This window comes from Vibrio sp. V08_P9A1T1, assembly GCF_963874405.1.
Classification (GTDB): Bacteria; Pseudomonadota; Gammaproteobacteria; order Enterobacterales; family Vibrionaceae; genus Vibrio; species Vibrio anguillarum.
The window spans coordinates 1-19,887 of record NZ_CAWNIB010000260.1 but is presented as its reverse complement, the minus strand read 5'-3'; the positions used below and the strand labels follow the sequence as shown (position 1 = coordinate 19,887).

The window sequence follows — 19,887 nt, the reverse complement described above, 5'->3', positions numbered from 1 at the left end:
TGTAAAAAGCTAGTCGAAATATTTATCCACCGATTGATATTTATGTAGTGGGTAACACTAGGAATTTACAATTAATTAGCACAGAGGTTATGGAAGTGTTAAACAAAAAGAGTTTGTTAAGCAACATTGGCGTGCAAGTCGTCATTGCAATGATCATTGGTACTGCCGTTGGTGCCATGATGGGACACGATGCGGCCGTCTTTTCGCCACTGGGTGTCATTTTTATCAACCTAATTAAGATGCTGGTGATCCCACTGGTGGCCGTTGCGCTCATTTCCGGTGCTGCGGGCCTTGGTAATAGCCACGCGGCGGGTAAAGTCGGTTTTGTCACACTCAGCTTTTTTGCGGTCACTTCCGCACTCGCCGTAACGCTGGCACTGGTAATGGGCGAAGTCTTCCAACCGGGTATCGGCGTCGATATTTCGGGCGTTGAAGGTATGTTTTCTGCCGAATACGCAGCAAAAGGTGAACTACCTACTTTTTGGGCAACCATTACGGGTATGATCCCAACCAACGTTTTCCAATCACTGAATAATGCCAACATTCTACAAATCCTTGTTTTTTGCTTGTTCTTTGGCATTGCCATTTCTAAACAGAGCAAAGAAAAACGTGACCCGATCATCAATGGTGTAAACACCATTGTTGATGCCATGGTGTGGATGATCAACAAAGTGATGATCATCGCGCCTATCGGTGTATTCGGTTTGATGGCTGAAGCCGTCGGCACGTTTGGTTTTGGTGCACTGATGGTGGTGTTTAAACTCTTTTTGGTTTATGTCGCGGCCATTTTAATTTTCGGCTTTATTGCTTACCCGCTGATGATTCAGGTCTTAACCAAAACGTCGGCTAAGAAATTTATCCTTGCGATGAAAAAGCCTCAAGCCGTAGCCCTTTCAACCGCGTCATCAATGGCGACACTCCCTGTCACTATGGATACCGTAGAACACGACCTTGGCGTACGCAACTCAACGGCCGCCTTTGTTCTGCCGTTAGGTGCCACCATCAACATGTCTGGCAACGCCATCTATTACGGTTTAGTTGCGATTTTCTTCGCACAGCTATTCAATATTGATCTCTCGATGGGCGCTTACATTGCCATCATCGTAACAGCGACACTGGGCGCCGTCGGTCAGGCAGGTGTTCCTGGTCCTTCTTTCCTTGTAGTGGCCGTTTTGCTAGCGGCTGGAATTCCAATTGAAGGTTTGCCACTACTGTTCGCCCTAGACCGTATCTTCGACATGATCCGTACCGCGCTCAACATCACAGGGGATGCCGCGTGTGCCGTTATTGTTGATGCTTTGATTGAAGAAGAAGCCACTGAGGCCTCATTGGAGCAGCAAAAAGCCTAACTCATCACAGAGCATCATTGATCCAATACAAGCCGCATCCTATGCGGCTTTCTTTTTGCATCGCAATTTGCAAAAAAAACAGTTCTCATACTAAAGTTAATCATTAAAGCGCCCTGTGACTGACGATAAAGTTGGCATTGCGATTGCTATAATAAACGACACCTCTTTCGTGCCACATAGCAGCGGCAAACTTTTGGCGTTAGCACGAATCGACTTGGAGTATGAGTAATGGATATTCATCGTGATACTTATTATGGTTTGATTCACCACGGGATCCGAGAATTGGTTATCGATCGGATTGGCCATTTCAGTGAATTTGAATACCACCAATATCTAGGCTTAATTACTGGCAAAGATTCCTGTTTTTCAATGACAGATGAAGAATTGCAGATAGCTGTCGCCAATTTAAAAAGTGAAGGCTATTTAGAAGATATGAAACGAGCAATACCACAACTTGAAACCAGCGGCTGGGAACGCTGATCCATTTCTAGTTAATTTGTTTCGAATTGTCTCTTTCTATTTAGCTCTGACACGGTTTTGGTTAGACTGTGCGCAACGTTTAAATCGGAAGCATAAATACGAATGAAGCAACTTATTGATTTTATACCACTTATCATCTTTTTTGCCCTTTTCAAGATGTACGACATCTATGTCGCCACAGGGGCACTTATCGTGGCCAGTGCGGTACAGATTGCCCTGACCTACGCACTGTATAAGAAAGTTGAAAAAATGCAGATCATCACGTTTTTGATGGTGACTATCTTCGGTGGTATGACGATTTTCTTTCACGATGACAATTTCATTAAATGGAAAGTCACCATTGTTTACGTTGTGTTTGCCTTGGGCTTGACCATCAGCCACATCATGGGCAAATCAGCCATTAAAGGAATGCTTGGCAAAGAGCTAACCTTACCTGAACACGTATGGGCAAAAATCAACTGGGCGTGGGTTTTCTTTTTCAGCGTTTGCGCTGTACTAAACATCTACATTGCATATCAACTACCATTGGATGTTTGGGTCAACTTCAAAGTATTTGGCTTATTAGCCGCAACTTTTGTTTATACCTTATTAACGGGCGTTTTTATCTACAAACACCTGCCAAAAGAGAAGCAAGTTTCCGAGAGCAAACCCTCCTCGCACGAGCACTGATTGCACTAACCTTCTCGCTAGGATTCATTCAGAGGACTCTTTGAGTGCAAAACAGGCTGTCTTTGGTATAATCCGTTCCTATTTTTCAGCGACCACTTTGGTCGCTGTTTTGTTGTTGTGGATGTCGAAAAATGAATCAGGAAAATAGCGCCCCAAGAGGCCAATTATTGCTACGCACCTTAGCCATGCCAGCAGATACTAACGCCAACGGTGACATTTTCGGCGGTTGGATCATGTCTCAACTCGACTTGGCTGGCGCAATTTTAGCCAAAGAGATCTCATTTGGCCGCGTTGTCACTGTGTCTGTTTCTAGCATTACGTTTAAAAAACCCGTCAAGGTAGGTGATGTGGTGTGTTGTTATGGTGAATGCACCAAAATTGGCCGCACTTCAATGTCCGTCAATCTTGAAGTATGGGTAAAACCCATCAAATACGACAGCGTAGGAGATCGTTTCCAAGTATGTGAAGCAACCTTCAATTATGTCGCCATTGATACCGATGGCCGCCCTCGACCGATTAAGCCTAGCAACTGATCACAGAAATTCAGTTTGGTTGCTTTCAATACGCGCCAGTTTCAGTACAGTAAGGCCTCGACTTCATTATCAAACAATAAGGATATCAATATGTGGTACGTTATTTTCTCTCAAGACGTAGAAAACTCGTTGGAAAAACGCATGAGTGTCCGGCCACAACATTTAGAGCGCTTACAAACCTTGCAAGATGAAGGTCGTCTATTAACCGCAGGGCCAATGCCAGCAATTGATTCGGAGAATCCAGCAGAAGCTGGGTTTACGGGGTCAACGGTCATCGCTGAGTTTGATTCTTTAAGACAAGCTCAAGCATGGGCGGATGCCGATCCTTATGTTGCTGCCGGTGTGTATCAACATGTTATCGTTAAACCCTTCAAGAAAGTGTTTTAAGATGAAAGTCATTCTCTGTGCTCTGTTTACAACGCTGGTACTGGTGGGTTGTAGCTCGAATGGTGATCAGCAAAAATATTTGGAAGCCGTAGCCAGTAATCGCGCGAATGTGATTAGCGCTGAGTTACCCTTAGAGTTTGGTCCTTTGTCCGTGATGCGTGCCAGTGCTAAAGGCAGTACGGTGGAAATTATGATGATTTACAATGAGGGTCAAAAAGGAGCAAAGCCGATTGATCAAGTGGTGAAAACCAGCATCAATACCTACTGCTCGGATTCAACCACACGCGCTAACCTCGACCTCGGCTTAACTTATCGAATTAAAATGCGCAATACGCGGGGCCAACTTGTTGTGGACCAATTCATTAGTAAAGCAACTTGTTCGGCACAATAGTCCTCCCCTTATTAGTGATGACCACTCATCAACCACTTTATTCGGAAAAAACAGAGGCTTCATTTGAGGCCTCTGTCAAGATTAATGTGGCTTAACTTTGCTGGGGTTTAAGCTCTTTGCGCAGCGCTTTAGCTGCTGACACTAAGTTGGTCAGTGCTGCCTCCACTTCATTCCAATTGCGCGTTTTTAAGCCGCAATCAGGGTTAACCCATAATCTCTCTGCTGGAATTTTTTCCGCCGCTTTACGCAACAAACCTTCAATCCACTCTTGAGAGGGAATGTTTGGCGAGTGAATATCGTACACACCTGGGCCAATTTCATTCGGGTAGTTAAACTCTTCAAACGCTTTGAGCAGTTCCATATTCGAGCGAGAAGTTTCAATCGTAATCACATCGGCATCCAGTGCCGCTACTGAGTCAATGATTTCATTAAATTCGCTGTAACACATGTGAGTGTGGATCTGCGTTTCGGGTTTCGCACTCGCCGCCGCAATTTTAAATGCCTCAACCGCCCACGCCAGATATGCTTGATGGTCACGCTTCTTCAATGGCAACCCTTCACGAATCGCAGGTTCATCAATTTGGATGATGTTAATGCCCGCTTGCTGCAGGTCTGCCACTTCATCACGCAAAGCAAAAGCCAACTGCTGAGTGATGGTTTGACGAGAAACATCTTCACGAGGAAACGTCCAGCATAAAATCGTTACAGGCCCAGTCAACATTCCTTTCATTTGCTTCGCAGTCAATGATTGAGCATAAGTAGACCACTCCACCGTAATCGGTTTTTCACGTTCTATATCGGCCACCACGATAGCCGGTTTTACGCAGCGTGAGCCGTAGCTTTGCACCCAGCCAAATTGCGTAGTCTGGAAACCGGCTAAGTTTTCGGCAAAGTACTCCACCATGTCGTTACGCTCAGCTTCACCGTGCACTAACACGTCGAGATCAAGTGCCTCTTGACGTTTTACTGCATCGGCAATGTGCCCTTTCAATGCATTGATATAATCAGCGTGTGCCAGTTTACCTTGGCGGTAAGCACTGCGCTGATGGCGGATCTCACTCGTTTGAGGGAATGAGCCTATGGTTGTCGTTGGCAAAAATGGCAACCCTAACACTTCAGCTTGGTGATGAGCGCGCTCTGAATAAGGTGCACTGCGCTCAGAGAGTGCCGCCGTTATGCTGTTGACTCTCGCCTGTACATGCGGTTTATTAACGTGAGTTGCCGTTTTACGTGCAAGTATCGGTTGGCTATAAGTTTCACAGGCCAGAATCGCCGCGTCATCACCGTCCAGTGCCTTACCAAATAAAGCAACTTCTGTCACTTTTTGTTTGGCAAATGCAAACCAACTTTGTACTTCATCACTGAGCTGCTGCTCAAGATCTAAATCGACCGGGCTATGCAAGAGTGAACACGAGCTCGCAATCCACAGACGATCCCCCAGTTGCTGCTTCACTGGCTGTAAACGAGCCAATAACGTCGCAAGATCGGCGCGCCACACATTGCGTCCATTGACCACACCTGCCGAAAGTACCCAATTTTTTGGCAATTTCTCTAGTACCGCGTTCAATTGATCGGCAGAAGCGGAGAGATCGATGTGCAATCCATTTACTGGTAGCTCAATGATTTTATCGAGCGTATCAAGCACCGAATCAAAATAAGTAGTCAGTAACAGTTTTACATCACCAGCGATCACTTGATAAGCCAACTTAAATGCATCTTGCCACTTTGATTCTAGCTCTAACGCTAAAATAGGCTCATCGATTTGTACCCATTCCACTCCTTGTTTAGCAAGCTTAGCTAAAATTGCTTGATAAGCGGTCAATAAACGAGGCAGTAAGGTCAGGCGATCAAATCCCTCTTCGACCTCTTTACCCAAGTAGAGGTAGCTCAGCGGGCCAAGCAGTACAGGCTTAACTTGGTGGCCTGCTTTCGACGCTTCATTGACTTCCTCAAACAGTTGAGGCCAGCTGACTTCGAACGTATCGTCTTGGCTGAACTCCGGCACAAGGTAGTGATAATTGGTATTAAACCATTTAGTCATATCAGAAGCTGCACTTCCGCTACAGCCGCAACCCGCTTGTGATTGACCACGTCCAACGCGAAAGAGTGTATCTAAATCAGGAAAGCCGTTTTTATGACGTTTAGGAACGTGTCCAAGGAGCAATGTGGTTGTGAGTACGTGATCGTACCAAGCGAAATCGCCTACGGTTGAAAAACTCAGACCCGCTTGTTGCTGCTCAGCCCAGTTTTTCTGACGAATGTCATGCCCCACTTGCAATAACTGCGCTTGATCGCTTTCGCCACGCCAATATTTTTCTAACGCAAATTTCAGTTCGCGTTTTTCACCAATGCGTGGATAACCTAAGATGTGAGTCGTCGTTGCCATGTCCCTAGTCCTTTTGCTGTTGATCGTGTCTGATTCTTTATCGCATGAGATAAAGATGTCTGGATGGCTAGACTATCCATCTAAACTGACCCACAGACAAGGTGCAATTATTCAACTTGTTTATTAAAAAAATTCATGTTGATTGCAGAGAGCTTTAATTGACATCAAGATAAATAGACGTCTAGATGTTTACAGCTCCATATTAAAAGCGTAACTTAGCTCAGAACAGCAGAATGGTCACCGTGTTGATGCAACCCACGATATGGTATTAACCAGCGTTCTCTCAAAGGAATGAAGGAAAATAATGGCAATGATTGAACTTAAGCATCTGAAGACTTTAGTTTCTTTAAGGGACAGTGGCTCACTCACCTCAACCGCTACCGCGCTCCATTTGACGCAATCGGCCCTTTCACATCAAATTAAAGATCTCGAAACACGCATTGGCGGGCCACTGTTTCTACGTAAAACTCGCCCAGTGAAATTTACCTCAGAAGGAGAGATCCTACTGAAACTGGCTGACGAGATCCTGCCAAAGCTGGCCAGAGCTGAAAATGATTTAGCCAGTTTGAAAGAAGACGTCAATGGGCGCTTACACATGGCGATTGAATGTCACTCTTGCTTTCAATGGTTGATGCCAGCGCTGCGCGAATACCAGCTTGCTTGGCCAAGTGTGACGTTAGATTTTTCGTCCGGCTTTGGCTTTGAACCTTTACCCGCATTGCTGGCCGGCGAACTTGATTTGGTCATCACTTCCGATATTTTGCCTCGCTCAGAGGTACATTACGAACCACTCTTTGATTTTGAAATGCGCCTTATCACCTCTACAACTCACCCACTTGCAGGAAAATCGGTGATTGAACCAGAGGATCTCTCCTCACAAACGATGCTCACTTACCCCGTACAAAAGCAGCGTTTGGATGTGGTGAAACACTTTCTACAACCTGCTAGTGTTGAACCCGCGAAGTGGAAACAAGCCGACAACACTTTGATGCTAGTACAAATGGTCTCTGCTGGATTAGGTGTGGCAGCATTGCCAAATTGGGCCATCAGCGAGTTCTCTAGGCAGGGGCTTATTACCAGCAAGCCACTAGGGAAAGGTTTATGGCGTCGACTATTTGCCGCAACACGCCACAGCGAAAAAGATCGCCACTATTTACAAGCTTTTTTTGCCACCGCGCGCCAACAATGCAAAAGCCACCTTGACGGGATCAAGATGGCTTAAACTATTCGTCGTGTCGACATGGCTATTTGAATGACAGTGCGGTTGGTTAACTGTCACTGCACGCTGCTTAGCACTAGCGTTGGTTCGCTTTAAATTGGTTGGTCAGTGGGTCGTATTGGTAACCTAAAACATCCAGCTTACCGACTACATTTTCTCTATCCATTTCATACATACTGGCAAGCTCTTCGAAGCTGTCACACTCTAAGCGTAGCTTCTCATTGACGATGCCAAGTAATATATTGCTATCAAAACGGCTGACGTTACTCAAATCCATGGCTCACTCCTATAGCAAAGAGACCACTAAAGACTAGCGGTAAAATTCGCACTAAAGAGTGACCCAGGTCTAGAGATTAAACAAACCTTGAAAACAAATACTGGCTGCCAGCATCAATAACAAGGCTGCCGTTAATTGAATTTTCTCAGCGCTTTTGGCAAACAAGATATGCCAGCACCACACGATAATACCTGCAATCATGAAACCGAATGTCGTTAGTAACGGCAATGTTGCTTGAGCCAACGTTTCGTCATCTAACCCGTACGCGTGCGGCACAACGCATAAAGCGATGCCCATCGAGCAGAGAATGCCCACAACGGGTAGAACTCGATGGAAAGCTTGTAAACGCGAGCGCGCTATCGTTAGTAAAAGGTGCGAGAAACTCGCGCCCAACAAACCAACCAACAGCAACATGGCGATAGAAGCTGACCAATGACCCTGCTCTGATATCTGAATCGCGACATAAGCCAAGGCAAGGCCATTCGCCAAATACAGTGCCCATAACGGGCCTTCATCTCGAGTTTTCTTGGTTTGAACTTGTGAATAGAAATAGAAGATGGAAAAGACGACCAAAAAGGCTTCAATTTTTAGTGAAGCCACTGCCAACCAAAGCACACCAATGGCTGGCAAGACGCGATGAATACGGCCACGTTGTCCAGGACAAATATCCCCTTTGACCAGCACTAACGTCAGTAAGATTTGCGCACCGAGCAGCATGGGTGAAAAAACAGAAAGTAAGGTTTGAATCATAATCTAAACATCATCTGGAAACATCTGGGCGCGATAATAGCAAAGAGTAAGCGCGGATGCCCAGAGAAGGTTACTGACTTTCGGCCAAATACCTCAGCACGTCCGCTTGAGTCAATAAGCCTTTGTAACGAGTGTTATCGACCAGTACCCATGGAAACGCATGTCCTTTTTCGATCAAATTCACCACTTGATTCAGCTCGGTGTACGCGTCAAGCTGAGTGAAATGAAATTTCATGATCTGATTCACGGGCTTACGCCATACAGCCGCTTCACGCGTGGTTTCAAGATCGGTCCCCATGTTCGGCGTCAGATATAAATTGAGTGAGGCCACATCGACGATGCCGACACACTCTCCTTGATTGACGACTGGCAGCACATCAACTTTAGTCGCTTTAATATACTGATAAGCAAGAGAGATTGGCTCACTGGGATCCAAATGTGGTTTCCCCTCTTTGAACAGATTGAGCAAACAGTTGGGCTTTCGCTCTTGTTCCACTTTAGCGCCTGAATACGCAAAACGGTTACGATACTCCTTGGCCCGAACCAGTTCCTTAAGCGGTAGTGGTTTTGAAAAAATATAGCCTTGTATGTAGTCAATGCCCAATGATTTAAGCACCCAAACCTCATGCTCTGTTTCCACCCCTTCAGCAACCACTTTCACGCCGAGTGTGTGCGACAGCTCAGTGATCATTTTAACAATGCTGTACTTATTGCTGTTGACCTGAATGTCTGTGACAAACTCGCGATCTATTTTTAAATAATCAAAATTGCAATCACTGAGGTAGGTAAAAGAGGAATAACCCGTACCAAAATCATCAATCGCAACCGTTACGCCACGCGATCGAAGAGCATTGAGGGCATCAACCTGATGAGATTGACTATCAAAATAGGCGCTTTCGGTTAGCTCAATGGTGACTGATTGAGGCGTATCCGTGTAGCGATCAATGATCTCCATGGTATTGGTTAAAATCTGCGTCGCATCCATTTTGGTATTGAAAGAGCGGTTGATCGTTACCCCAACACCTTGGCCAAACAAGGTTTTTATCTTGGGTAAATCTTGCAAAGACAAGATACTGACACAACGATCAAGCTCGGTAATCAAATCCAGATCTTCCGCGATACCAATCATTTCTTGCGTGGTAAAAGGTAAATCGGGCACAGGCTTAAAACGGCATAACGCTTCGAATTTCGCAATGTTCCATGTTTTAGTATCGACAATCGGTTGGTAGTGTATCTCCAAGTCCTTCTGCGCAATCGCTTTAGCGACTCTGTCTTCCAAGTTTTTTCTACGTTTCACTTGTTGATGTATTTCACTGTGATAGAAACTGATGTTACGCGCTTCCCCTGCATGTTGTTCAAGCATTGCTTGCATCGCATGCGTCACCATTCGAGCTGGCGTTTTTGCATCGAACCCTAAAACAGACACACCAATTCGGCCATTAATAATCGCGGTATGTGAGCTGGATTCGTTCTTTAACTCTTTCATAAAGCGACGGATCGCATGCTGGATGAGACGAAAATCTGTGTTTTTTTGGCACTCTGAACAACTCAAACTCACTAAATAAATATCTTTTCCCACATAGCCCACCAACTTAGCTTCTTTACAGCGCGCCAAAAAACTGGAAAGCATTAAAGTTTCTACATGGTGTCGATCTGATTCAAACGCAGGTTGAAAAGCCAAAACAATTTGTGTTTGGCCTTTGGGGTACTCCATGCAATATGTTTCAAGCAAGGCTTTAAACTTTTGTTCGGTAGGCAGTTGCGTCAAAAGATCGATATCCCCAAGTGCCGTATCGGCTACGCGGTGAAGATTATCGGCTAAATCAAGCGTCATCCCTACAAAGAACACTCGGCCATCTTGCAGTACTATTTTTTGAATAGTTAATTCTTGTGGTGCAACCAGCCCAGATGCCCGACGATTGAGAATGACACCGCTCCAATGATCTTTGGTGTTGATGTCATGCCACATCGATTGGTAAAACTCTTTGGAATGCTTGCCTGCATTAAATAGGTTGGCTTTTAATCCAAGTAGCTCATTTTGTTTGAAACCTGAATGCTGCTCAAAATAGTGGTTACAAGCCAAAACCCGCGTTTGATCGTCGGTTAGGATCAAACCATGATGTGTATTATCAAACACTCCTTCAAAAAGCTTGGCCACCTCTTGCAATGATTCCAGTTTGAGCAGCGGTCGAATCGTACCTTGCAACTGCGTGAGAGAAGTACGCTCGATAAAAATCTCCACATAAGTTAACGCCTGATCCGAAATAACAAGGTTGCAATTTAAAGCATGGTTTTTGCCACTTTCAATCACATACTTGAAGCAGCGCTTCATCTCTGCAGCTTTGCTCGGCGTCATATAGAGCAAGAGTTCTTGGATATTGGCTATCGAAACACTGGAATGAAATAACGCATTCGCCGCTTTCAGATCACAAATAAACTCGGAAGTCGTCAGGTTAAACGACCAATCAATCGCATCATATCGAGCCACTGGCGGTTCTCGAAGCACTGCCTTTTCTCGTAGCTCTTGAGACTTCACCTGTGTCATATAGACTCCAACTCATTCAAATGATTTACCATTAATGGCACAGCATAGAGCAAAACTTAATCACAAGCCGTGAGTTAGCACTAATGATGTAAATGCAGTTGCTTATTTATTATTTTAGGCCAGACAAGCCATATAAAAAACGCCGAACATCAATACACCTCAAAAGGAGTAGCCTAGAACTATCGTAATCGAAAGAAAATAATGGATACAAAATGACCAATTGGTTCATTTTGTAAGCTACTGAAATACATTAACTTGCCTTATCTGATTAATATATATTGTCGATATGATAATTATCATTGATTGACGAGATTCATTAGCCACTATATGGTACCGTTCCCACACCCAAGAGGTGCTGGAAAAACTAATCCGAGGTACTCATGAACAAACCCCTTTTTTCAGTCGCGCTAGGAGCGCTTCTGTTTACATCTTTTCAGTTCAGTGCTTCTGGAACGGAATCTGGAATATCAAACCGTATTATTGGTGGAGAAGCGGCAAATCCAAGCCAATGGCCATATATGGTGGCGCTCACAAAACGTAATGGAAGTAGTGCATTCTGCGGTGGTAGTTTTATCGGCGAACGCTACGTTTTAACTGCCGCACACTGTGTTGACAAAAAAGACCCTGCCACACTCGATGTAATAGTGGGGGCGTTTAATATGGACAACATCAATGCAGCCGAGCGTATCCAAGTAAAACAAATCTATGTCCATGACTCTTATACCTACGCACAAGCTGGAAATGATATTGCGGTACTAGTACTTGAGCACATCCCTGTATTAAATCAATCTAGCCAAATTGCACTATCTGACGATTTTGACGAGCTAAGCAAGGATGATCCACTTACTGTTATCGGTTTTGGTGCTCGTAATGCGAAAACTGGCGATTATCCAAAAATTTTACATCAGGTAAATGTTCCCTTCATGCCAATTGAGGAATGCCGCACTAAAGGTGGTAGTTATACAACACAAGGCAATAACGTATTTTGTGCAGGTGTAGCGGGTAAAGACTCTTGTGATGGTGACAGCGGTGGTCCAATTTTTTTCCAAACCAATAACGGCATAAGACAGATGGGCGTTGTTAGCTGGGGCAGCAGCTGTGCAGAAGCGAATAAGCCTGGCGTGTATACAAAACTCAGTGCTTTCACTGATTGGCTTGCCGATCAGCGTTTAGGCCTTTCATATCGCCAGAAACAAGATCTTGGAATTGTACGTGCTGGTCGAGATTCTCAAAAATTTATATTCACTAATACGAGCTTAAATACATTCAACTTAACCAATCTAATTGTTACAGGTTCAACAGGTACTCAAATTGGTACCATCAACAATACTTGTCCAATAACTCTTGGGGCTAACGATTCTTGCTATGTTGATGTCGAGTATGAAGTGACAACGCTAACACAAGGTCATATCAAACTGTCATTTGACTCAAGTAGCGTAACCAGTGGCCACGTCTATGCTTGGCGTTATTTTGATGCTCTGGCAGCAGCACCAGCAGCAATAGTTAATCTCTTGACCAATTTGCCAACTCATAATACACATGTAAATGATCATGCTTGGGCTGTACAAAGCGACAGTTTGCAAACCCCTACTTTACAGCAAGGGCAAGAGTCGGTTTTAGTGTTAGACAATTTGCCTAAAGGGCGACTCAAGTTTAACTATCAGGTGGTTTCCAACAGCGTTCATGATACTGCTGATGTGTATGTAAATGGTAAGCTCAAAAAGACTTACTACAACGGCTGGAATGGTTCAGAAGTTCTTTCTATGTATGAGGATACAAACAAAGTAAGGATAGTTTACAGACGTTCATACTTTAGTGATGATACTCAGAGCAAAGCTATATTAAACCAATTCAGTTATGACTCACAGCTGTTGGACTCACTTCCACCGATTGATACTCGCTCAAACGGCGGTGGAGGCAGCTTAGGTGGTGCTATTTTAACTGTATTATTCGCTTGTGGTTGGCTGCGTCGTCGTAAGACTCTCTAACCTTAATAGAAGAAAGCGACCTCCGAAGCCGATTTCACACAAGAAATCGGCTTTTTGCTTTTCTTCTGCCACAAATCTGCCTGCCAACCATGGAGCCACGATGCAAGTTGATGATATTTTTAAAGACAGTGGATAAGCAAATCCTTTAAAACTCCATTTATTAATAGTTCTCCTTATAAATAGAACGCAAAGCCAATGTTCCGCTAGATACTACCAGTGCAAGTCGTTATAATGCGCGGCTCATTAATCAGAGGTCAAAATATGCACAGCAACGTCACTCCTATTCATCAATATAAAAAATACTGGGCAGAGTGCTTTGGAACCGCACCTTTCCTGCCAACCAGTAAAAAGGAGATGGATGCCCTAGGATGGGACAGCTGTGACATCGTGATCGTCACGGGTGACGCTTATGTGGATCACCCCAGTTTTGGTATGGCGATCATTGGCCGTTTACTCGAAGCGCAAGGCTTTCGCGTTGGGATCATTGCCCAGCCGCAATGGCAAAATAAAGACGCTTTCATGGCGCTGGGAAAACCTAACCTGTTTTTTGGCATCACGGCCGGAAATATGGATTCGATGATCAACCGCTACACCTCTGACAAAAAATTGCGTCATGATGATGCGTACACACCCAATAATGAAGGTGGCAAACGTCCAGATCGCGCCACACTTGTCTATTCGCAGCGTTGTCGTGAGGCTTATAAAGATGTGCCACTGGTACTCGGTGGTATTGAAGCAAGTTTGCGCCGCGTTGCCCATTATGATTATTGGTCAGACAAAGTGCGCCGTTCTGTGCTGTTTGATGCCAAAGCTGACATACTGCTGTTTGGTAACGCAGAGCGCGCATTGGTTGAAGTAGCGCACCGCTTAGCCAATGGCGATAATATCGCTGATATGACCAATATTCGCGGCACGGCCGTGAACCTGGCCGCTGAGCCTGAGCATTACACCATCATTGACTCATCACGCATTGAGAAACCGGGTAAAGCGTTTGTTCCTGTGAACCCTTACGCGGTGGAAACGCAGTGTGAAACTAATCAAGAAAAAGAAGCCGAAGCGAAGCCAATCACCATTCGTCCTTCTCGCCATGATGCCGCGACAACAGCGGTTCGTTTGCCTGCTTTTGAAAAGCTAAATAATGACCGGATTTTATACGCGCATGCAAGCCGTGTACTGCATTTAGAAACCAACCCCTACTCTGGCCGGGCGCTGATCCAGCGCCATGGCGACCGTGAGTTGTGGGTCAACCAAGCCCCGATCCCACTCACCACAGAAGAGATGGATTACGTGTTTGGCCTGAGCTACGCACGCGTGCCTCACCCTATGTATGGCAAAAGTAAAATTCCTGCTTATGACATGATCAAAACCTCGGTTAATATCATGCGCGGCTGCTTTGGTGGTTGTTCATTCTGCTCGATTACCGAACATGAAGGGCGCATTATCCAAAACCGTTCAAAAGAGTCGATTTTGAATGAGATGGAAGAGATCCGCGATAAAGTTCCCGGCTTTACTGGAACCATTTCGGATTTGGGTGGGCCAACGGCGAACATGTACCGTTTAGGTTGTAGTGATCCTAAAGCTGAGATGAACTGCCGCCGCCCATCGTGTGTTTTCCCCGGAATTTGCCATAAGCTCAATACCGACCACAAACATACGATTGATCTCTATCGTGAAGCGCGCAAAGTCAAAGGCATTAAAAAAGTGATGATCGCCTCTGGTGTGCGTTATGACTTGGCGATTGAATCTCCTGAATATGTACGTGAATTGGTCACGCATCACGTAGGAGGCTATCTCAAGATCGCCCCAGAACATACCGAGAAGAATCCGCTCGATCTGATGATGAAACCGGGCATGGGCACCTATAATCGCTTCAAAGAGATGTTTGAGAAGTACAGCGCTGAAGCAGGTAAGAAACAGTACCTCATCCCGTACTTTATTTCCGCGCATCCCGGTACGGAAGATGAAGATATGCTCAATTTGGCACTGTGGCTAAAATCAAACAATTTTGAGTGTGATCAGGTGCAGAACTTCTATCCATCGCCAATGTGTAATGCAACCGCGATGTATTACTCAGAGACTAACCCGCTCAAACGGGTGAAATACAAAAAACGTGAAGAAGTGACTGTCGCGAAGGGAGAGCGTCAACGCAGGCTGCACAAAGCGCTGTTACGCTATCATGACCCATTAAACTGGCCGATTATCCGTGAAGCCTTGATCAACATGGGTAAAAAGCATTTGATTGGTGATAAACCTAACTGCTTAGTGCCTGCGAATGATGTCGATGCACTCACGCCTGCGCAGCGTCGTAAATCTGGCCGTCACGGAGCGAACCGTTTTGCGACCAAACACACCAAAACTCAGCCGGGCTTTGATGCTCTTAACCCGCGTAAAGAGAGCGCTACTTCACCAAGCAAATCACGCGCTAGCAGCGCGACAGACAACGGTAAGAAAAACCAAGGCGGTGCATCTAAACCTGCACACTCTCGCCCGACAAGTAAAGGCAAACCGTTTGCTCAAACCTCTAAACCAAGAGCGCCACGCGCAGAACAGCGATAATTCCAAAGCCATATGATCAGCACAATAAGGCTCCGAAAGGAGCCTTATTGTTTTTCAAAGAACAGCGTTAGTTTACCGACCTCGATACCAAATTTTTTAATTTTAGTCAGGTTAAACACCCGCTTTTCATCTTGCCGATAAAGCCAGTCGTCAAAGGTAACGGTTAGCGTAGAATCACCATAAGGTAAGGAAAAATCATATTGCCAACGCAAAGCGTTACCCACTTCTTCCCCTTGGGCTTGGCCTAATACATCATCCGCTTGGCCGATATATTTTCCATCAGCAAAACGTTCAATCACCCATACTCTTTGGCTTTTTTCACCATCATCAAAATTGAAGTCTTCAACCAAAGTGAGTTTATTCCCCTCAACTATTCCGTCGATGGCAACCTCGAAACGACGCGTTTGCATCCCCGTATAATCTTGCACCATCCCCCATGCTAACGTTCGACCAGAGAAGTATTCAAATAGATCAAACTTAGGTTGCGTGGATTGGTATTGAGTGAGATCAGCGCTGCACCCCACTAACCAAAGTAGAAGTAACAGATAACTGCGTCTGGCTATCGCTTTCATGGTTGCATTCCTATCAATTGTTTGCGTAAGTGTGGGTATTGCGTCTGTGGCGACAGCCATATCGCGAGAAAGGCATCATTTAACGCTTCGTCGACTACTGTACCAACCTGCGCTTGAACACCGTTCTTTGGATGAAAAATAAAAGCGCCCTGCTGCCCATCGGAGGTGTAAATCAAGCGGTCACCCTCAGTAACGCTGGGAAAAATGGACGATAGGTGCACCAGCCACGGTGCAATTTGTTGCTCGGTTAATTTGAGTTTTTTCCACTGCTCTGCGGTCGATTCCACCAGCTGTTTACTACTGATGTCGCGCTGATATTCAATTTCAAGCGCCAAGGGATGAGGTGATAAATCGCTTCCTTGCTCGTACTGCCCTGAAGGAGTACGCAGCTGCGAGGAATAAATATCTAGCCATAACCAGCTTAAATTCGCTTGGCCAATCACTGGCCAAGTTTGCCACTCGGTCAGTTTATCGTCTGCCACCACCGCAAAAGCGTTATTCACCAAGCTGTGAAAGGCAATCACTATCAGTAACAGGTTGAATTTTCTTAGCCTATTTCTCTTTGCTAACATCATCGCTAAATACCCTAAGTATCAATGCACCGATCATCATCCACTGCAGCCACAAGATGGCCATAGTCAAACCCAATGGCCAATCAAAATGTACAGCGCCTAAACGTTCTGCCGCCCAATAACTTAAACTGCCTAACACGCCGACCATCAAACAAATGAGTTTGGATGGATAACGTTTCATCAGCACCACTAAATGGGAGGCATACCAAGAAAAAGCGCCCCACAACACCATTAACCAAATGGGAAAGTCATTGGTAGCAAAGCGTAATAATCCGAAATACTGATTAAGGGCATCGATAACAATACCCACAATGGTTAAGGCAATTACCCTTTCCAAAGAGTAAGAGAAGTGCCGCAAGGAAAAAATCAATGCGGCTAACATCATGGCCAATGCCAACCACTGCAAACGTTCTGTCCCCAACACAGCAACAAACCAGATCGCTTGAAACCAAAGAGAGACAGCAAACAGCGTTTTCATTACATCGGTCTTTGCAAAGTCATATGTACAGTGCTGATGGATTTTGCTAAAAATCCACCCTCGCAGTAGCAGAAATAGTAACGCCACATACGCGTGAATCGCTCATCATACCCAAGTTGTGAAACCTGATGTTTTGCAAGCTCAAAACGGTGACGCCAATGAGCAAGCGTATGCGCATAGTCAGGACCAAGATCAAACAGGTTGCGAACCACTAAATCACTGTGCTGTGTCGCCGCCGTTGTCAATGCAGTAATTGAGGGTAAAAAACCGCCGGGGAAAATGTATTTCTGAATGAAATCGACATTATTGCTGTAATAATCATAACGTTGATCAGCAATGGTAATGGCTTGAATCGCCATCAAACCATTGGGTTTTAGTAGTGACTGGCACTTTTCAATATAAGAGTCGAGGTACTCTTTACCGACCGCTTCGATCATCTCTATCGAGACTAATTTATCGTACTGACCTTGTAGCAGGCGGTAATCTTGCTTAAGCAAGGTGATTTGACTCTCCAGCCCCTGCCGCTCTATTTGCTGTGCGGTGTAGTAATGCTGCTCTTCAGAAATGGTCGTCGTCGTGACCTGACAGCCGTAAGTTTTGGCCATGTAAATCGCCATCGCACCCCAACCGGTGCCAATCTCAATCACGTGGTCGCTTGCTTTGAGTTGCAACTGCTGGCACAAACGTTCCATTTTATTGATTTGCGCCTGCTCTAACGTTTCATCCGGATGCAGAAACAACGCGCTGGAATAGAGCATATTACTGTCTAAAAAGGTGTGGTAGAGATCATTGCCTAGATCGTAGTGGGCATGAATATTCTCTTTGGCTTTATCGATTGAATTTCGGTTGAGCCAATGGCTGACTTTATAAAAAAGTTTGGTCAACACACTACTGCGAGCTTCAATGCCATCTAATGCACTGACATTACGAGCCATCAGTTCCATTAGGCTGGTCAAATTCGGGCTATCCCACCAACCATCCATGTAAGCTTCACCCGCTGCAATACTACCCCCTTTTAATAAACGAGCATAAAAATGAGGATGATGTATTTCAATCGTTGCATGGGGTTGATGCTCTTTAAGTACACCAAAAGTCTCCTGACTGGACGCGCCTTCATTGGAAAAGGTTTCAATGATGGTTAAAGTGCCGACGTCTAAACGCTGTAGACAGCGAAAAATGAAGCTTCTTGCACTCTTTTGCAACCCTGTCAGTTGCTTGGGCAACGCGAGAGTTTGTGAATTAAGCATTGAGCGTTCTCCTTGTTATTGTTATTTAGACACTGTCTCTGTGTAGATCTTGCGTATTTATGAATGTGGATTGGAGTAGAAAGGTGCTCCTTTAAGCCACAGCTTTAAAGCATGCCAGTAAATACCTATTGTCACTTTTACGGCCATCACGGGTGTTTTGATCAATAACTTGAGTAAATTTTTTGAATTAAATGGTTGTGCCTTCATCGATAAAGTCGCATCGAAAACTTTACCTTCTTTATGGCATTCCAAATGTACACTCAATGACGAACCAAGCGGCTTCAACTTCCAATGATATTGCTGATCAATAGGATTGAAGGGAGAAACATGAAACGCCTTTTGATGACGCCACTGTTGCTGCTCTTCTCCCGCTTGTGCTTTCACCGCGTAGTAGTGCCGTTGATTCCAAGGTGTATTACTCACTTCGGCCAACAAGTATTGCCATTCACCTTGTTGATCATAAAGATAGTAGAAATTAACCGGGCTGAAATAGATTCCTAAATAACGAAGGTGACATACTGCCATCACCTTTCCAGAGCAGCGGTCGCCCGTCAGCTCATGAACTTTATCTTGTATGCACTGTTTTAAATCCCCTTCACCAAGATAATCGGCGCGCTGAAAACGCGCCCAGTGCCACCATTTTTCGCCAAACCCCCAAACTGAATCACTCAGTTGATCCAGTTCATCGAGATCAATACACGGCATAAACAGTGGATAATTGAGCGCATGTTCAATCGGAGTAAAGCGTCGATGACGTACCATGCCAACCATCAAACAACTGTTGGGCTCCGTCTCCATCACGCCGCGCCTTTTAACTGCTGCGCTTGCGCTTCAAGCTGTGTCACCACATCCAGCGCACTGGTCACGCCATCTTCATGAAAACCATTGCGCCAATAAGCGCCACAGTACCAAGTGTTATTCACACCGTTGACTTCAGGCTTGCGTTGCTGAGCCGCGATAGATTGCGTGGTAAATACCGGGTGGTGATAAGTAAACTGTCGTAAAACTTTCTCATCAGCAATGCGGTCACCGCTGTTGAGCGATACACAAAAAGTATGAGCGCCTTTAATATGCTGCAAGATATTCATATTGTAGGTCAGCGCTGGTAAACGCGATTCTTGATCTGGGCTGCCATCAAGCCAATAGTTCCAAGCTGCCCAAGCGGCTTTTCGCTTAGGCAGCAGTGATGTGTCGGTATGTAAAGTGACTTCATTGGCTTGATAGTGCATTACGCCGAGCACTTCTTGCTCAGCCTCTGTCGGTTGCTCTAACATACCTAATGCCTGATCGCTGTGACATGCAAAAATCACATGATCAAAGTGGTGTGATTGCCCATTAACAATGAGCTCGACACCCGCCGAGCTGCGTTTGACTTGTGTAACTGGGCTATCAAGATGAATCTTATCTTTAAAACCTTGCGTCAAGGGTTCGATGTACGCGCGCGATCCGCCTTCAACCACATACCATTGTGGTCGGTTAGTGATCTCT

At 45.2% G+C, this 19,887-nt stretch carries 19 protein-coding genes; 9 read left to right on the top strand and 10 right to left on the bottom strand.

Going from position 1 to position 19,887, the window contains the following annotated elements:
- Window positions 1–89: 89 nt before the first annotated feature.
- The 6 genes from AACT21_RS11820 to AACT21_RS11795 all read left to right on the top strand — a co-directional run bounded on the left by AACT21_RS11820 (window position 90) and on the right by AACT21_RS11795 (window position 3,809).
- Window positions 90–1,349 carry a dicarboxylate/amino acid:cation symporter gene (locus tag AACT21_RS11820; RefSeq protein WP_176430188.1) on the top strand — a complete coding sequence of 420 codons (1,260 nt, stop codon included), beginning with the start codon at window positions 90–92 and terminating at the stop codon, window positions 1,347–1,349.
- Window positions 1,350–1,577: 228 nt separating this feature from the next.
- Entirely contained in the window at window positions 1,578–1,829 is a 252-nt protein-coding gene (locus tag AACT21_RS11815; protein WP_017044617.1) for a hypothetical protein, read from the top strand.
- 102 nt (window positions 1,830–1,931) lie between these two features.
- Window positions 1,932–2,498, top strand: a complete 567-nt coding sequence (locus AACT21_RS11810; protein ID WP_017042013.1) for a septation protein A — start codon at window positions 1,932–1,934, stop codon at window positions 2,496–2,498.
- A gap of 131 nt (window positions 2,499–2,629) precedes the next feature.
- Complete coding sequence (gene yciA / locus AACT21_RS11805; RefSeq protein ID WP_013857152.1) at window positions 2,630–3,031, top strand: acyl-CoA thioester hydrolase YciA; 402 nt, start codon at window positions 2,630–2,632, stop codon at window positions 3,029–3,031.
- 90 nt (window positions 3,032–3,121) lie between these two features.
- Window positions 3,122–3,418 (top strand): YciI family protein, encoded by a 297-nt coding sequence (locus AACT21_RS11800; RefSeq protein WP_013857153.1) that lies wholly within the window; start codon window positions 3,122–3,124, stop codon window positions 3,416–3,418.
- Between the two features lies 1 nt (window position 3,419).
- On the top strand, window positions 3,420–3,809 hold the full coding sequence (locus AACT21_RS11795; protein WP_094163843.1) for a GspS/AspS pilotin family protein: 390 nt from the start codon (window positions 3,420–3,422) through the stop codon (window positions 3,807–3,809).
- Between the two features lie 91 nt (window positions 3,810–3,900).
- Here the strand turns inward: AACT21_RS11795 and metE are convergent, their stop codons facing one another.
- Window positions 3,901–6,195 (bottom strand): 5-methyltetrahydropteroyltriglutamate--homocysteine S-methyltransferase, encoded by a 2,295-nt coding sequence (gene metE, locus AACT21_RS11790; protein ID WP_094163841.1) that lies wholly within the window; start codon window positions 6,193–6,195, stop codon window positions 3,901–3,903.
- Between the two features lie 310 nt (window positions 6,196–6,505).
- Between metE and metR the strand changes: the two genes are divergently transcribed.
- A complete protein-coding gene (gene metR / locus AACT21_RS11785) occupies window positions 6,506–7,417 on the top strand; it encodes an HTH-type transcriptional regulator MetR (RefSeq protein ID WP_094163847.1) in 912 nt (303 codons plus the stop codon).
- 73 nt (window positions 7,418–7,490) lie between these two features.
- Here the strand turns inward: metR and AACT21_RS11780 are convergent, their stop codons facing one another.
- The 3 genes from AACT21_RS11780 to AACT21_RS11770 form a co-directional block, all read right to left on the bottom strand.
- Window positions 7,491–7,691 (bottom strand): DUF4250 domain-containing protein, encoded by a 201-nt coding sequence (locus AACT21_RS11780; RefSeq protein ID WP_010316942.1) that lies wholly within the window; start codon window positions 7,689–7,691, stop codon window positions 7,491–7,493.
- Between the two features lie 69 nt (window positions 7,692–7,760).
- Complete coding sequence (locus AACT21_RS11775; protein ID WP_017047761.1) at window positions 7,761–8,441, bottom strand: hypothetical protein; 681 nt, start codon at window positions 8,439–8,441, stop codon at window positions 7,761–7,763.
- A 70-nt stretch (window positions 8,442–8,511) separates the two neighbouring features.
- The gene (locus tag AACT21_RS11770; protein WP_094163839.1) at window positions 8,512–10,986 is read right to left on the bottom strand and encodes a sensor domain-containing phosphodiesterase; all 2,475 of its coding nucleotides are present in this window, start codon (window positions 10,984–10,986) and stop codon (window positions 8,512–8,514) included.
- Between the two features lie 380 nt (window positions 10,987–11,366).
- On the opposite strand from AACT21_RS11770, the gene AACT21_RS11765 reads away from it, so the two are divergent.
- Both AACT21_RS11765 and AACT21_RS11760 read left to right on the top strand, forming a co-directional pair.
- Window positions 11,367–12,974, top strand: a complete 1,608-nt coding sequence (locus AACT21_RS11765; protein WP_094163837.1) for a trypsin-like serine protease — start codon at window positions 11,367–11,369, stop codon at window positions 12,972–12,974.
- Window positions 12,975–13,235: 261 nt separating this feature from the next.
- Window positions 13,236–15,530: a YgiQ family radical SAM protein gene (locus tag AACT21_RS11760; protein ID WP_094163835.1), complete on the top strand. Its 2,295-nt coding sequence runs from the start codon at window positions 13,236–13,238 to the stop codon at window positions 15,528–15,530.
- 44 nt (window positions 15,531–15,574) lie between these two features.
- Here AACT21_RS11760 and AACT21_RS11755 read toward each other — a convergent pair whose 3' ends face one another.
- From AACT21_RS11755 to AACT21_RS11730, 6 genes are all read right to left on the bottom strand, one after another.
- A complete protein-coding gene (locus tag AACT21_RS11755) occupies window positions 15,575–16,102 on the bottom strand; it encodes a DUF3833 domain-containing protein (protein ID WP_094125207.1) in 528 nt (175 codons plus the stop codon).
- The gene (locus AACT21_RS11750) at window positions 16,099–16,677 is read right to left on the bottom strand and encodes a chalcone isomerase family protein (RefSeq protein WP_094163833.1); all 579 of its coding nucleotides are present in this window, start codon (window positions 16,675–16,677) and stop codon (window positions 16,099–16,101) included. Before AACT21_RS11750 ends, AACT21_RS11755 begins: the two co-directional genes overlap by 4 nt.
- Entirely contained in the window at window positions 16,655–17,152 is a 498-nt protein-coding gene (locus tag AACT21_RS11745; protein WP_013857163.1) for a DUF2878 domain-containing protein, read from the bottom strand. The genes AACT21_RS11750 and AACT21_RS11745 overlap by 23 nt, the downstream gene beginning before the upstream one ends.
- Window positions 17,152–18,399 (bottom strand): SAM-dependent methyltransferase, encoded by a 1,248-nt coding sequence (locus AACT21_RS11740; RefSeq protein WP_094147161.1) that lies wholly within the window; start codon window positions 18,397–18,399, stop codon window positions 17,152–17,154. The genes AACT21_RS11745 and AACT21_RS11740 overlap by 1 nt, the downstream gene beginning before the upstream one ends.
- A gap of 57 nt (window positions 18,400–18,456) precedes the next feature.
- On the bottom strand, window positions 18,457–19,197 hold the full coding sequence (locus AACT21_RS11735; RefSeq protein ID WP_019281994.1) for a DUF1365 domain-containing protein: 741 nt from the start codon (window positions 19,195–19,197) through the stop codon (window positions 18,457–18,459).
- Window positions 19,197–19,887 (bottom strand): NAD(P)/FAD-dependent oxidoreductase (locus tag AACT21_RS11730; RefSeq protein WP_176430187.1); only part of this gene is annotated, 691 nt, incomplete at its 5' end. The genes AACT21_RS11735 and AACT21_RS11730, both read right to left, overlap by 1 nt.